Below are 14853 nucleotides of genomic sequence, written 5' to 3'. Positions count from 1 at the left end.
AGCGGACACGATCGACAGAATAAGGCGTTGAGTCCTTTTAAGAAGATAGTTTTGTAATCAGGTTGATTACAAATGCGGCGATCTCAAGGCGAACTATAATTTTTGAGTCTGATATAACCGATCCGATCGCAATTAGGATGATTCTGTGATCGGGTTAAATGATCAGGTAAACGATCAGGCAAGCAATCAGGCAAACATTAAAAGCCTGCAAAATTTACGATCGATTGAGACAAGTTGTTGGAGTCACAAGACCGCAGCAGACCATGTTCAAGAGTGGTTGGATAGCGGAGTTGACCCCGGCATTATTGCGCTTAATGTCGAAACGCTGATTGATACTGCCGTCAATGGCTACGCAGAGAGCCTGTTTCCGATCGCCGAGCGACTGAACTGGAACATTACCCGATTTGGACAGAAAACCCGATCGCATCTGCGCGGCTGGTGGGTGAGCGGAGTTGACCCTTTCAACGCCTGGCAGCGCATGGCATGGGGACGCTTCAAACCCGATGCTGCAACGCCTGTGCTCGATCGCACCAAAGGCAAACCCGCAAAATACCTCAGTCCCCGGCTCGGTGCTGGGTCTAGTCGCCTTGTTCTGCTGGATGTACCGCAGTCGATCTGGGATAAGGTTGCTCAACGCTACAACACTCCGATCACCCCTGCGGATCGCCCCTGCGGATTCTGGTGCTGGGTCTGGAAGTGGAATATTCCCGTTATCGTCACCGAAGGGGAAAAGAAGGCAGGTTGCTTGTTGACGCAGGGATATGCAGCGATCGCCCTGCCAGGAATTTTCAGCGGCTATCGCAAAGAAACTCAGCAGCTTATTCCCGAACTGGCTTATTTTGCGACGGTCGATCGATCGATTTATATTTGCTTTGACTACGAAACCAAGCCCAAGATCATTAAAAATATCAACCTGGCAATCACGAAGCTTGGCACACTGCTTGATGCTGCTGGATGCTCGGTTCAGGTGATCACGCTGCCCGGTTCACAAAAAGGCGTGGATGATTTTATCGTCGCGCACGGGCAGCAATCCTTTGAGGATCTCTATAAGGTTGCGCTGCCGCTTCAGTTCTGGCTGGCATCAAGACTTTGGGCACTGACTTATCCTGCGGCGATCGCGCTGAACACTCCTTATGTGAGCGATCTGCCCTATCCTGATTCGGGGTTAGCCTGCATCAAAAGTGCTAAGGGAACAGGCAAGACCACTGCACTCCAGCCGCTCATTCAAAAAGCAGCAAGCACCGGACGCAAAGTGCTGGTGATCAGCCACCGAATTCAGCTCGGACGTGCGATTTGCAAAGATATTGGGATTGATTGGATCGAAGAAATCAAAGGATTGGAGATCCAAAATCTACAAAATTTATCAGGATATGGACTTTGTATTGATTCACTCCATCCAACGTCTCAGGCACGCTTTAACCCACAAAATTGGAAAGGCGCGATCGTCATTCTAGATGAGGTGGAGCAGGTGTTATGGCACGTTCTCAATTCCAGCACTTGCTATCAACATCGAATCAAAATCTTGGAGACGCTGCGAGAGCTGGTGCAGGTTGTGCTAAGCAGCGGAGGATTGATCATTGCTCAGGATGCCGATTTATCGGATGTCAGCATTGACTATTTGAAAGGATTGGTTGATGAATCGATCGATCCCTGGATTGTTATCAATGACTGGAAGCCAGAAACCGGATGGGCGGTCTCGTTTTACGACACCAAAAACCCAGCTCCGCTGCTGTCCCAGGTGAACGAGTTTATCCAGAAGGGCGCAGTTTATATTGCAGTAGATTCCCAAAAGGTCAGCGGCAAATGGAGTTCTAAAAACCTCGAAACCTATTTGCAATCTTGCTACCCGCACAAGCGCATTCTTCGCATTGACTCCGAGAGCGTTGCCGACCCTTTACATCCTGCCTATGAAATTTTGAAGCGGCTGAATCAGGTGATTTCCACCTACGATATTGTGCTGGCAACACCAACGATCGGAACGGGAATTTCGATCGATATTAAAGGGCACTTTCAAGCCGTTTTCGGCATCTTTCAGGGCGTTACATCCGACACAGAATCACGGCAGGCATTAGCACGGGTGCGGGAGCCAGTTCCCCGGTTAGTTTGGGCAGCACGCTTTGGTCCTCGAAAAGTCGGTAACGGCAGTTGCAGCTATCAGGATGTCATTCATTCCACAACAAAAGCGGTAAGGTACAACATTGCACTGCTGAAAGAAGTCGATTTTGATATTGATGTCCAGACTGATCCAATTACATTGCGAAGCTGGGCAAAAATGGCAGCGCGGGTCAACTTATCGCTGTGGAGCTATCGCAACGAGTTTCACAATGGCTTGGTCATGGAAGGACACAAAGTTACCACAATCACTAACGATTCCCTGAACCTGCCACCTGACATTCGATCGCTTGATGCTGAGCAATTTGACACCGAACAACCTGACACCGAACAGCCTGACATCGAACAACTCGATTCCAAACAGCTTAATTCCCAACAAACTGAAAAATCTAAAACTCAATCGATCGAACAAATTATTCAGGAAGACCTCCAAGGCAATGTCCTAAAACTGTCTGGAGCCGAACCGTTACAAGAACAGAATGATGAAGCGATCGCAAAACAGACCATTGCAGAAATCCTTGCACAAATCAAAGCAATTCAGCAGCAGAGCCGCATCAGAGAAGCACAGGCAATCTCCAGCGCAGTCGATTTGACTTTTACAGAATACAATCGCCTCAAAGACCAGCGATCGAAGACGATCGACGAACGCTATGCCCAAACTAAACATGAATTGCAGCAACGCTATCCCATTCCGGTAACGCCAGAGCTAAAAATTAAAGACGACGAGGGATGGTACGCCCAGCTTCGACTGCACTATTACTTGAGTCACGATTTGAGCTATGTGCAGTTGCGCGATCTGAAGGAATTACAGGAACACCTCGATCACGGCAATGGCAAGGTAGCACTCCAGGACGTAAAACTGCTCACAGCCCAGGTTGAAACCCTGCGAGTTTTAGGCATTCTAAATTTCCTTGATCCCGATCGCCGAGTTCGCGCAACCGATGCCGATGTGCAGCAGCTTTACGAACGCGCTAACCAATACCGTCACGACATCAAAACCATTCTCAACCTGACGATTTCAAACAAAATGAAACCGATCGAGGTCATCCAAGCGCTGTTAGGCAAACTGAGGTTGAAATTAACCTGTGTAGGGCGCGATGTGGCACAAGATGGGCGACGAGGAGGGTTGAGAGTTTATCAGTATCGCCAACCTGAGGACGGACGAGACATAATTTTTGCTCAGTGGCAGCACCAAGAGACGATCGCTCAGGCAACTGAAACTACTGAAACCAAAGAAGCAAGCCAGCCTGCTGCAACATCAGCATTGATTTCAATGATTCCGATCGCCGACCCTGATCCACCCTCTGATATAGATCAATTCGATCGATCAAAAGCTGGATCAAACCAGTTACAAGGAAAAACCCAAAAGCAATCCTCGTTGAATTCTTATCGTCATAGAATCAACATTGATATAGCCCTTGATTCCTTATTGCCCGATTCCCTCGCAAGTCATCAGCATCATGAAGTCCTTGCAATTAAATTACTAACGCTCATTAGGTGAAATTCGATCGCAGCTTCTTTAAGCTTTGCTGTATAACCCAAGGCATTGCCACCGGGTTTTGTAGTCTAGTGGTCAGTCAATGAGTACAGGCATTGCTCACTCTAGATATTGCAAAGGGCGAAGGACAGTAAATGTCTCTACTGCACGTTAATCATCGATCGCTCCCAACTCATCCCCAGAACTTTGCGTTTTGTAACAGCAATCATGAACATTTTCTCTGAACTTGTTTAGCTTGCCCGCAACAGAACAATAGCTTCTAAATCAGGGGGAATTGAGGGCGATCGTTTTTCTTAATTGTTTCTTTTAATCCAAGTGCCAGTTCGGATTCTGGCTCTATCTATCGCTTAAAAAATTGTTCAAATTATAAAATCAACCGCCTTTCTTACGGAATTGGAGCAGGGGGGATTGTTACTTAGGATATCAAGCACATTCACTCCCGTTCTCTCGCTCGAAAAGCCGTCAGCCCCCTTACCGTTTTCTGTAAAGCAGATTCCCTTTTAGGGGAATGACTTACCGAGCTCCTGCGATTATGATGATTTGCAAGGTTTACAAAATGTTATAGATCGTCCTCGCAAAAACAGCAGATCCAGAGTAAAGTTTCATTTTTCGTTTAGATCAATTCGTCTAGTAATTGGTATATTTACTATCAATTATTAGTCTATTTTCCTAATCGAAACAAGGCAGTTCAGTAATTGCTTGTCCGCAAACTTCTTGCTGCCCTGGTTTGAAATGCTTTGCTTGGAACATTCTGCTTGAAGCACTGTATCGAAAGCATTTGCCTGAATTGTTTTTTGGCACTCGATCGATTCTAGCTCAATGTTTTCCAGCCTGATATTTTCCAGTCCGATGTTTTCCAGGCAAGATATTTTTCTGAGCAGTGTAAATGTCTTGAAACAAAAAGATTAAAACGATCGATTTTGTTGTTTTGATTTGATCAGGTTCTTTGCTTGATCAAAAAGTACATTTCTCATCTCAGCTTCCAGTTTGGAGGAAAGTTTGTCCTACAAATTTAGATTTAACTTTTCCAACGGTGGGAAATTGAGCGGGCGGGTACAAAACAGCAAACTCTGAGCGTTTTTTCGAGTCGTCGTTCGTCCATTCTCTTTAGCCTCCACTGGTTTTAGTTTTATGTCTCACCTCACCCTAGAGTGGCGCGTTTTAAGCCAGAACCTTTCTCAAACGCTGTCGCCAACTGAAAACACAAAGGAGCCGGGATCAATTCGGATTGGTCGGGATGAAACAAAATGTGATGTTGTTTTGAAACATCCTGATACGGCGATCGAAAGAACAGTTTCTGGACTTCATGCAGAAATCTTTTTTGATCCTCGCTCCAATCAGTTTTGCGTAAGAAATTTAACACGCGATCGTCAGCCCCCCAGTGCCGCCAATCCGGTTTTGGTAGACGGACAGACTGTGATTGGTCAGGAGTTGCCGATTCATTCGGGCAGTCATATTCAGCTGGGCAAGATGCTGCTGCATGTCAAAACGATCGAAGTAGAGCTTGCTCAAGTCAGCGCATCTCCCTCGCGTCCGCCTCAATCACGATATGCCCTGCGATGCAGCAATGTCCGAGAGTCCCACTTTTTCCCGATGGACTACAAAAAGCTGACTTGCGAAGTCTGCGGACGTGCCATCCTCGGTGCAACGCTCATTTTTGAACAAGAATAGTCCCCGTTTCATCGCCCCCTTTTTTGGTGAACCGCAATGGAAATCCAACTAACCTGGAATGATCCTGTTACTTCAGAGCCTCAGCAGCAAATTGCACGCTTGCCGATCGCGATCGGACGAGACCAGCCCTTTTTGCCCGCAATGCTGGACGACCAGCCCGTTTTTCCGCTACTGCTGCTCAACGCAGATCACGAAGTTTCGCGGTATCACGGCTTGCTGTTCGAAGTCGAAGGACAGGTCATCTATGAAGATCGCAGCACCAACGGCTCCAGCGTGAATGGACAGTCTATCTCCCGTGATCGGCTCCGGCTCTATCCGGGCGACAGGCTGCAAATTGGTGCTTATCTGATCACCATCGCGTTTGCTCGCCTTGCTGCTCCGACTCAAGTCATTAATCCACCGCTTGCTGCCCCCCAGTCTACGATTATTATTAATCCGCAGGAAGCTTCCATTCCGGTTCCCCCAGCCCCAGCGCGACTCTCGACCATTATCTTTAATCCAGAAACCGATCGCATTGAATCTCGCGTTGAATCGAACGTGACTCCGTCTCGTCCTACGGTGACGACGCGCAATGTGTTTCCTCCCGCCGACGTGTTTGCCGCCGATCGGGTTTCGATTTCTGCGCTGCACGCCACGGGTTATCCAGTTGAGGAAATTGATTATGCAGCTCTCGGTGGTGGAATGGGATCGTTTGTTTGGGTGGATACGCTGCGAGTTTCAGGCGTGAAGCCCGATCGCATTGCCGTTCTCAGCATTCAGAAAAAACCCTACGGACGCTACGCAACCCTGCTGAATAACTGCCAAATTCCCCGCTATAAGCGAATTCGATCGGGTTCAGATTCTTGCCCAGATAATATCTGGGGTTTCCCTGGATACGCATTGCGTGAGGCATGGCGCGATACCTTCTCCGGTCGAGTAGGTGCAGCACTGGGCTATCTATGGCAGGTGTTTGCAGAACCCGTCGCGGCAGATACCTATACGCCGATCGCGGATAATGTGTTCAAATCAATGGATCGAGAAGCTGAGCGGATTGGCTGGGATCGGATGGTGCGCTATGGCAGTATTCGCAGCATTCGCAAAACCGAAGACGGACGCTATGCGATCGCTTACTCGGCTACCCGACCTCCCGGCGCACCCGACTATCGCTTTTTGTTGGCAAAGTATGTGCATCTTTGCACGGGTTATCCGGCAATCAAACTGCTAGACGATCTGCAAGAATACCGCGAACGCACAGGCGATACAAAATCAGTGGTACATGGCTACGAGCCACACGATCATGTGTTTGAGCAGCTCGAACGTAAAGGCGGGACGCTAGTAATTCGCGGATTTGGTATTGTGGGGTCGCAAATCATGGATCGCATTGCCAAAGCCCGTAAAGTGAATCCGCGCATTGCGGTGGTTCATCTGAGCCGATCGCCGCGTTCGGGCAACAAATTTGGACGGGCAAAGCGCAAAGTCGAAAACCACTGGGAGTTTCAGCCCTTTAACTGGCCCAAAGGAACCTGGGGTGGCGATATGCGATCGATGCTGGAAGCTGCCGACCCCCTTCGTCGACGCGAACTGCTAACGGCCTGGGGCGGAACCACCACTGCCAGTCGTGGACCCTGGCGACGCACGATCAAGCAAGGCTTACAGGAAGGCTGGTACACGATCAAGTTTGGTCAAGTGGATAAGGTCGATCGCAGTCCCGACGGCAAAGTGATGACCTACATCCGCAGCCGCGACTACGACGGCATCGACAAAATCGAAGCAGACTTTGTGATTGACTGTACCGGACTGATCTCCGATCCCAAAGAACACCCCCTGCTGAATGATTTGATCACCCATTACAACTTGGATCTCAATCCGCAAAAACGGCTGAACGTTGCCAACGATTTCGAGATTCAGCAAATGCGGAACGATCGCGCCAAAATGTACGCGGCAGGCGTGATTACCCTTGGTGGACCCTACGCCCCCGTCGATACGTTTCTAGGCTTGCAGTACGCTGCTCATCGCTCGATCGAATCCCTTGCTCGCCACCGCGCTCCCGGAGTTCACTACATCGAAGGCCTTAACTCGATCGTGCAATGGCTCCGATGGCTCGGCAACCAATCCCCTTAATTTCTCTAAATTCCTCCTCCCTCAGGCTTAAACGGGCAGGTTCAGCAACCCAGTTCTCCCAAAATTTCCAGAACAAACAGCAAAGCTTGCCCCCATCCCTACTCCCCTGCTATCTTCTACCTCCCTCCTCCTATGACCCCCACCCTTTACGGACGCTGGCAAACTCGAATCTTCCTCCTTTGCACGATCGGCTTACTCGTCACCTGGATTTTTGCTTCAGGCTGGGCGGGCACTCCGGCAGGCTCAATCTATTACTGGGTGCTGCTCTACGTCGGCATCATTGGCTTAGCCTGGGACGTGCTGTATAACTTTTTGCAGCAATATCTTTGGGATCACGACTGGCCCGGACTGCTTCAGTTTTTCGCGGGCATTGCCGAAGGAATTTTGATTGCAATTCTGTTTCAAGTTGATATTTTGCCCCATCTCGATCGCGCTGCTTTTCACTTCAGACCATTTGTGCTGCACTATGGCGCAGTTTGGCTGGCGGTCTATCTCACCTCCTGGATGGTGATGCGCCTGCTGTTTCCGCGCTGGCGATTTCGCGGTGGTGAATGGATGGGCAAATGGCGGAGAGCTTAGTTTGATGTTGCTTTTAGATGGGTTCGGCAGTCGTGTGTTTGATTGAAATCGTTTTCCCTCTGGTGTTCTCGGCTTCAGATTGTTTCACTGCTTAATGTGCTTGCTAGTGGTTTGCGATCGTCTCTGAAAAATCTTTTCCTCCTGGTTTGCGATCGCATTCCTTGATTCAACCAATATAAGTTCATTGTTTTGTGCTTCAGTCATTTACGGCTTGTCAATTAGCTGTTCATCTACCCATTAAGCCGATCGTTTTTACTCTTTCGTGCAGTCTATTTCGCTTAATGTATTTTCTCTTAACAGATTCTTGCTTAATTTCCTGTACATCGCTTCATTGGCAAAATGATCTAAACAGGTGAAAGAAAATGACAGACTATAACGAAGCTATTAATGGGGATTTGTCTAGTAATTCGGCAGTACCAACGAATATCGCTCTGTCTCCCGGCTCTAACGTGATTACCGGAACCACAATAGGCGGGGGCAATCCGCCAGGCGATCGAGATTTCTTTACGTTTGTGGTTCCTGCTGGCTCTACGGTCACTGCGATTGGTTTACAGAGCTATAGCGGAGCAAGCAACTCCTACTTTGCTCTAACTCCGGGTAGCGCGTTCCCTTCACTCACAGACGCGAGTACTTTTTCGGTGAGCAAGTTAATTGATACCGATGAGATAGGGCAAGACTTGCTTGAGCCATCGGTAGGAGTGGCGGCTGGTCCTGCTGGAACAGGTCAGCTTGGTCCGGGCACTTACTCAGTGTGGTATCAGGAAACTGGAGCAAACACAGCCTATGCGTTCAACGTCGTGCTGGATACTCCTCCTCCGGGTCAAATTCAGTTTGGTTCAAATACGATTCAAGTGAATGAAGCAGACGGAACGGCTAGCATTACTCTGACTCGCACAGGCGGCAGCAGTGGCGCAGTGAGTGTTCAGCTCAACTCAACTGGTGGCACTGCCCAAAACTTGCTTGACTATAATCTTGCAGCTCCGCTAACGGTTAACTTTGCTAACGGAGAAACTCAACAAGTTGTCAGCGTGCCCATTGTTAATGACATCCTGGTGGAAGGCAACGAAACTGCTCTCTTCACGCTAACCAACCCAACCGGAGGAGCGACTTTAGGTGCAACAACCCAAACCACCCTGACCGTTGTTGATAATGAAAAAATCCTTATGGGTACAGATGCCCCTGACATTCTTGTTGGAGGATTAGAAAATGACTACATCTTCGGAAAAAGAGGGCGCGATCGGCTCACAGGTGGCGGAGGCAATGATCAACTCACGGGTGGGAGCGGTAAAGACCGATTCATATTTGATATCAACAGTCCGTTTAATGCAGTGACAATGGGTGTTGATGTGATTACAGATTTTAGGCGCGGTAAAGATAAAATTGTTCTCGATCGCACGACCTTTACTCAACTGGACAGAAGAATTTCTTTTGCTACCGTCAGAAACGAAACCAGGGCACAGAACAGCAACGCCCTGATCACCTACGTTCGCTCGTCCGGTAATCTCTACTACAACGAAAATCGATCGGCAGCAGGCTTTGGGACAGGCGGTTTATTTGCCACGCTCAGCAATTTCTCATCGCCCGATGCGGCTCTGTCTCGCTCTGATTTTGGTGTTTCATCCTAGTTCATCTGCGCTCTACCTGGAGTTTGGAGTATGAGATCACGTCTGGTTCGTCTGGTTCTGTGCTTCCTGCTGGGGCTAATCGTCGCAAGCTGTAGCGGCAATCAGTCGGTGCTGTCTGAAGAAATTACGATCGGCATGGTCAGCTATGGCGAAATCGCAACTTCGACCGCAAAGTACGAGCGGTTTCAGGAATATCTGGCAGAACGTACCAAAGCAGTTATCCAGCTTGAACCTGCCTATAACGAACTCCAGGCGATCGATCAGGTAACAGGTCAACGATGGGATGTGGTTTTTGCCCCACCCGGTCTGGCAGCGATCGCGATTCGAGAACAGCAGTATAAACCCCTGTTTCCGCTCGAAGGCTTGAGCAACACGCAGCGCTCGTTTTTGATTGTGCGCGCAGATAGCCCGATGCAAGCGATCGCTGACATCTCCCAAAAAACCGTCGCCCTTGGACAACCTGGCTCTGCCGCAGGCTACTATCTGCCCCTGTATGATCTATATGGGCTGACCCTTGCCGGAGTTAAGTTTGCCCCAACGCCCAAAGATGCCCTAACCTGGCTCAACGATCAATCCGTTGATGTCGTTGCCCTCTCTGAAAAAGACTTCGAGCAATATCACCGAGAATTCCCCACCACCCCCTTCCGCGTCCTGCACAAAAGCCGCTGGATTCCTCCCGGAGTCGTGCTGATTAACCCCAGCCTTGATCCTGCCCTTCAGCAGCAGATTCAGCAGGCAATGCTCGAAGCTCCTTCCGATATTGTTTCTGATGCGGGCTACTTATCGATCGGCAAACTTCCTAACTATGACCAGTTCATTCAGCTCGTTGCCAAAATTCGCCCCCTCGAAGACGACATCAAACAAACCCCCATCACCCTAATCAACCGCCTTTAACCCAGCCCCTACCCCTCCCATGCTCAAAAAACTCAACCCCCGCCAAAAATTTACTGCCCTCCTCCTCGTCATCCTCCTGGGCGGACTGGTGCTCAGCGGCATGGCACTCTCGGCAGTGCTGCGACAAAACGCCCGTCGCGATATCACTTCAACTGCGCTGATTTTGCTGGAAACGATGTCCTCCGTTCGGGACTACACTACCAATCAAATCAACCCAGAGCTGATTCAACAGCTAGACGAAAAATTCCTGCCGCAAACCATACCGGCCTACTCGGCGCGAGAAGTGTTTGAACTGCTGCGAAAAAATCCGGAATACCGCGATTTCTTTTACAAAGAAGCGACGCTAAATCCCACTAATCTGCGCGACAAGGCAGATACTTTTGAAGCCAAGCTGGTCGAACAGTTTAGAGCTAACGACAAGCTAAAAGAGCTGAGCGGCTTTCGAGCGACTGCAAGTGGAGAAACATTTTATATTGCGCGTCCCCTCGTGATTGGTAAGGCAAGCTGTCTTCAGTGCCATAGCACCCCTGAAGCTGCTCCCCCAACAGTGATCGAACGCTATGGCTCGGGCAATGGCTTTGGCTGGCATCTCAACGAAATTGTAGGCGCGAAAATGATTTCGGTTCCTGCAGATACGGTAATTCATAAAGCCAATCAATCTTCACTGCTGATTCTTGCGATCGTGTTTGCTACGTTCATTGGCATTATTCTTTTGATCAACCTATTGCTCAATCGCTATGTCATTCGTCCGCTCAAACACATTACCCGACTTGCCGAAGAAGTGAGCACCGGACAGACAGGCGTTGAGTTCAAGCAACTGTCTGACGACGAGATCGGCAGCTTAACTCGCGCATTTCGTCGGATGCAGCTGAGTCTGGAAATGGCACTGCGACGGCTCAATCGGGCTGATAAGGGCAGAGAAATTGGCAAGGATATGAGTCAGGAAATCAGTTCTAATTCCAATTCCTGATCTGGGGGACGAATCGAAGCGGCGATCGCGATCAAACCTGGGTTTATCCTGACCGCACGATTCATTTGCGCCTAGATTCTGCTTTGCATCGATTTTTCACTGATCCTCTCGTCTACCTGCGGAATGCCAGATACTTACATCCTGGTTTCGGGAATACTTGACCCGTATCGATGATGAGTTTTGGGGTTGATGAGTTTTGAGCTGTCATTGCCCCGAAACCTCTTCGGAATACTTGGATGTTAATTTTGTAAACCGAATGAGTGTAGTTTAGCGATGGCTGAAAGCAGCAAGGCGATCGATTCTCTCTGTTTTTGTACGTCTGCCTTCGGTGAGAAATATAATCTGATGGCAAAACTTTTGGCACAGGATTTGAAGCAGTTTGCTCCAGATGCTTCCTTTGTGATTTATACAGATAGACCTCATTGGTTTGAAGGCAATTCTAATGTTTGTGCAGTGAAACATTCATGCCGGGGCGTACTGCCTTATCACGAAAGAAGATTTGCGATCTGGCACGCGCTCTCGATCGCTTCCACAGTCATATATTTAGATGCAGACGTAAGAATTTGTGCCCCCGTGCCTAAAACCCTGAGTTTTCTTCCCGGCTTAACCGCACGCAGCTGTGGAAGTTTTCAGAAACACATTCAGGAACAGTTTAATAAATATCCTAACTCGTCTAAGCTTCACTATAAAAAATCTGTAATTGAAAGAATGGCGCGTCGAGTCGGTGTTGATATCGATCGCCCGGATTTGAAGTTCATTAATGAATTCTTGTTTACCGTGAATGCCTGCGAGGAGCGTGAACTTGAATTTTTGAAGATTTGGGGCGAACTAGCAATCTACGCTGATACTTTAGGAATGCATCAGCATCCAACTTACGCGATGGCTTTAGCAGCAATTAAAAGCGGATTTCCAATTCATCATAGCGAGATGAAAGGCTTAGATTTCTTTGATGACAGAATCGAAAAAGTGAGAATTAGAGAAGGTCAATCGACCCCAGAAGCAAAAGCACAATATTTTCATCAGCAAAGCAGCATTGAACAAGGAAATCACAATCTTCTTCAACGTTCAGCAAAGCGAGTTGCAATGCAATCTGCATTTTTATATCACCGCACTCGCGTTCAGCTATTCGCTAGAATGCGACCGTCTTCTCTGATCAACTACCCTGCTTTTAACCCAAACCCCTAGCATCTAGAATAAGCGACGCTTAAATTCCTGGGCTTCCTGAGGGTCGGGAATTTCTTGTGCCAGTGTTTCCACAAATTGATGCTGAGAGCTGTAGCTGCCCTGCTCCAGTGCCTCCTCAACGACAAATCCGGCGATCGGTCCAATGTAATAGGCCAGAGCTTCCCGGCAGCGCACCAGAAAATCTGCGGTCAGTCCTGATTGGGGAGCAGCAATCCGAGTCAGAGGAGCCTCAGGTGGCAGAGGATTACCCTGCGGTTGAACTGTTGTTGGCAACACGGGCGGTGGGGCTTTCGGGGGAATGATCTCCGGTTTTGGTTTCTGGAATGAGGTTGCAGGAGGTTTGACGATCGTGGCATTTGGATCGACAGGGGCTTCTGCTTTTTGATTGGTTGCCTGATTGGCTTTTTGATTGGTTGCCTGATTAACTGCCTGATTCGCCACCGGGCTAGGCAAGGGATGGGCAGCACCATTCGTAGACTGAGCCACGATTGTGGCATTGTCGTCTTGAAAGGGCAAAGTTGTATCCCCAGCATTGAGCAAAGCTGCTGGATTTTTAGCCTGAACCATTGACTGACCGTGACAGGGCAACAGCTCTGGAAACAGCACCCCCATGACTTCAATCGCAGTTTGATACCGTTGCTTGGGCATGGGCTGAAGCATTCGATCGAGGACTTCTCCCAGCCGATCGCTCACCTGAACGTGCAATTCCTTGGAGGTTGCGCTAAGTGCCGATCGCCAGCTTAGCGGATTGCCATAGGGCTGAAAGAGTTCCTGGGGATCGCGGGCTGTGAGCAAACAGAGCAGCGTCACTGCCAGCGAATACAAATCTGAGGCAGGAAAGACCTGTCGCCCTGCAACCTGTTCGGGTGGAGCAAATCCCAGCGTACCGAAGACGATCGAGTTTTGCATCGGCATCCCAGTGGTAACTTGCTTGACTGCCCCAAAATCAATCAGAAAGATGCGGTTATTTTGGTCGCGCATGATGTTGCTTGGCTTAATATCTCGATGAATCACATCATGCTCATGGATAAACTGAAGCACGGGCAAAATTTGCCGTAAGACTTCCAGCACTTCTGCCTCGGACAATGGGCCCTTCTGGTTAATTTCTTTAGTCAAGTCTTGCCCATCGATGCGCTCCTGAACTAGATAAAAATACTCTTCTGAATAGCTGGACGCTGTTTGGTGAAACTTCATCCCCATAAATTCAGGGGTCGTCAGCTCAAAGTAGGCATACAGCGACGGAATTTGATGATGCTCATCGCCCAGGGTTTCCAGGGTTTCGGCTTCTCGGCGAAAGGCGCGTTTGACGGCTTCGAGTTGGCTGGGAGTTAGTTCGCCTGTGGGTTGAAGCTGCTTGACAATGCACTGCCGCCGCTTTGCCGATCGCAGATCAAGTGCCAGAAAAGTCAGGCCAAAGGCTCCCCGTCCCAGTCGCTTCAGGGGCAGATAGCGATTGTCCAGAATCAAGGGCATCGTACAGGCTGCACAATACCGCTGCTGCACCGCCTTGAATGTGACACTGTTGTCGAGCGCAGAGAAGGAGTTGACCGGATCTGGACAACTGGGACGAGTACAGTAGATGTCCATGCAAAGCCTCTTCGATCAGTGCTGTCAAGCCGTAGCTTTACCTTCTAATATCTTCGTCCGAATTCCCGATTCTGGGGCAGGCTTTTTGCGAAATTTTAAGCAACTTGACCCTAATTCGTTTCTCTGTACTTTTTCTGCTCCTTCTGTGCAGCGTTAGCAAAGTGGATGAAATGAGCAATACAAAATGATTGTTTCTTAGAAGCAAACTGCTTTCTAAGGATGTCTTTTGAAACCTCACACAGTCTTTTGCACAGTCTTTTTCATGGTTTCTTGCACGGTTCCTCGCCTGACTAAACTACGGAATTAGTTGCGGAATTGATTGAGGAATTAGTTACGGAATCGATCGCCCTTCCCAAATTGTCCATCAATCAAGAAAACGGGTCTGGAGACTTGAACTGGCGAAAGTTTGGGGAACTATTAAGATCTCGAACAAATGCTCTAGCCTCTAAGTTCCGGGGAAAAACCTTGCTCACTCTGGGTTCCAAAGTCCCTCACGGTTGGGGATAACGGGAAATAGCGGGGGCAGCGTCGGAGATTAGTGATAATTCAGATATTCCCCGGAAGAAAATTGACTAATCATTAAATTAGGAAACTACAATACGAAAGAAAACAATCACGGATGAAAATGGAAA

9 protein-coding genes are annotated in these 14853 nt (G+C 48.8%); 8 read left to right on the top strand and 1 reads right to left on the bottom strand.

Annotated features, from left to right (window positions below):
• Positions 1–145 precede the first annotated feature (145 nt).
• From H6F80_RS18110 to H6F80_RS18075, 8 genes are all read left to right on the top strand, one after another.
• Complete coding sequence (locus H6F80_RS18110; RefSeq protein ID WP_347277895.1) at positions 146–3613, top strand: plasmid replication protein, CyRepA1 family; 3468 nt, start codon at positions 146–148, stop codon at positions 3611–3613.
• 1128 nt (positions 3614–4741) lie between these two features.
• Positions 4742–5281, top strand: coding sequence for an FHA domain-containing protein (locus H6F80_RS18105; RefSeq protein ID WP_190792922.1), 540 nt, complete (start codon positions 4742–4744; stop codon positions 5279–5281).
• 36 nt (positions 5282–5317) lie between these two features.
• A complete protein-coding gene (locus H6F80_RS18100; RefSeq protein WP_190792921.1) occupies positions 5318–7381 on the top strand; it encodes an FHA domain-containing protein in 2064 nt (687 codons plus the stop codon).
• A 132-nt stretch (positions 7382–7513) separates the two neighbouring features.
• Complete coding sequence (locus tag H6F80_RS18095) at positions 7514–7960, top strand: hypothetical protein (protein WP_190792920.1); 447 nt, start codon at positions 7514–7516, stop codon at positions 7958–7960.
• 362 nt (positions 7961–8322) lie between these two features.
• A complete protein-coding gene (locus H6F80_RS18090; RefSeq protein WP_190792919.1) occupies positions 8323–9585 on the top strand; it encodes a Calx-beta domain-containing protein in 1263 nt (420 codons plus the stop codon).
• A gap of 30 nt (positions 9586–9615) precedes the next feature.
• Positions 9616–10479: a phosphate/phosphite/phosphonate ABC transporter substrate-binding protein gene (locus tag H6F80_RS18085; RefSeq protein ID WP_190792918.1), complete on the top strand. Its 864-nt coding sequence runs from the start codon at positions 9616–9618 to the stop codon at positions 10477–10479.
• 19 nt (positions 10480–10498) lie between these two features.
• Complete coding sequence (locus H6F80_RS18080; RefSeq protein ID WP_190792917.1) at positions 10499–11449, top strand: c-type heme family protein; 951 nt, start codon at positions 10499–10501, stop codon at positions 11447–11449.
• 273 nt (positions 11450–11722) lie between these two features.
• The gene (locus H6F80_RS18075; RefSeq protein WP_190792916.1) at positions 11723–12634 is read left to right on the top strand and encodes a hypothetical protein; all 912 of its coding nucleotides are present in this window, start codon (positions 11723–11725) and stop codon (positions 12632–12634) included.
• Positions 12635–12637: 3 nt separating this feature from the next.
• On the opposite strand, the gene H6F80_RS18070 is transcribed toward H6F80_RS18075, so the two are convergent.
• Positions 12638–14221: a serine/threonine-protein kinase gene (locus H6F80_RS18070; protein WP_190792915.1), complete on the bottom strand. Its 1584-nt coding sequence runs from the start codon at positions 14219–14221 to the stop codon at positions 12638–12640.
• Positions 14222–14853 lie beyond the last annotated feature (632 nt).

Source organism: Leptolyngbya sp. FACHB-711 (assembly GCF_014695615.1).
GTDB lineage: Bacteria > Cyanobacteriota > Cyanobacteriia > Elainellales > Elainellaceae > Leptolyngbya_A.
This window is presented reverse-complemented; position numbering and strand designations above follow the sequence as displayed.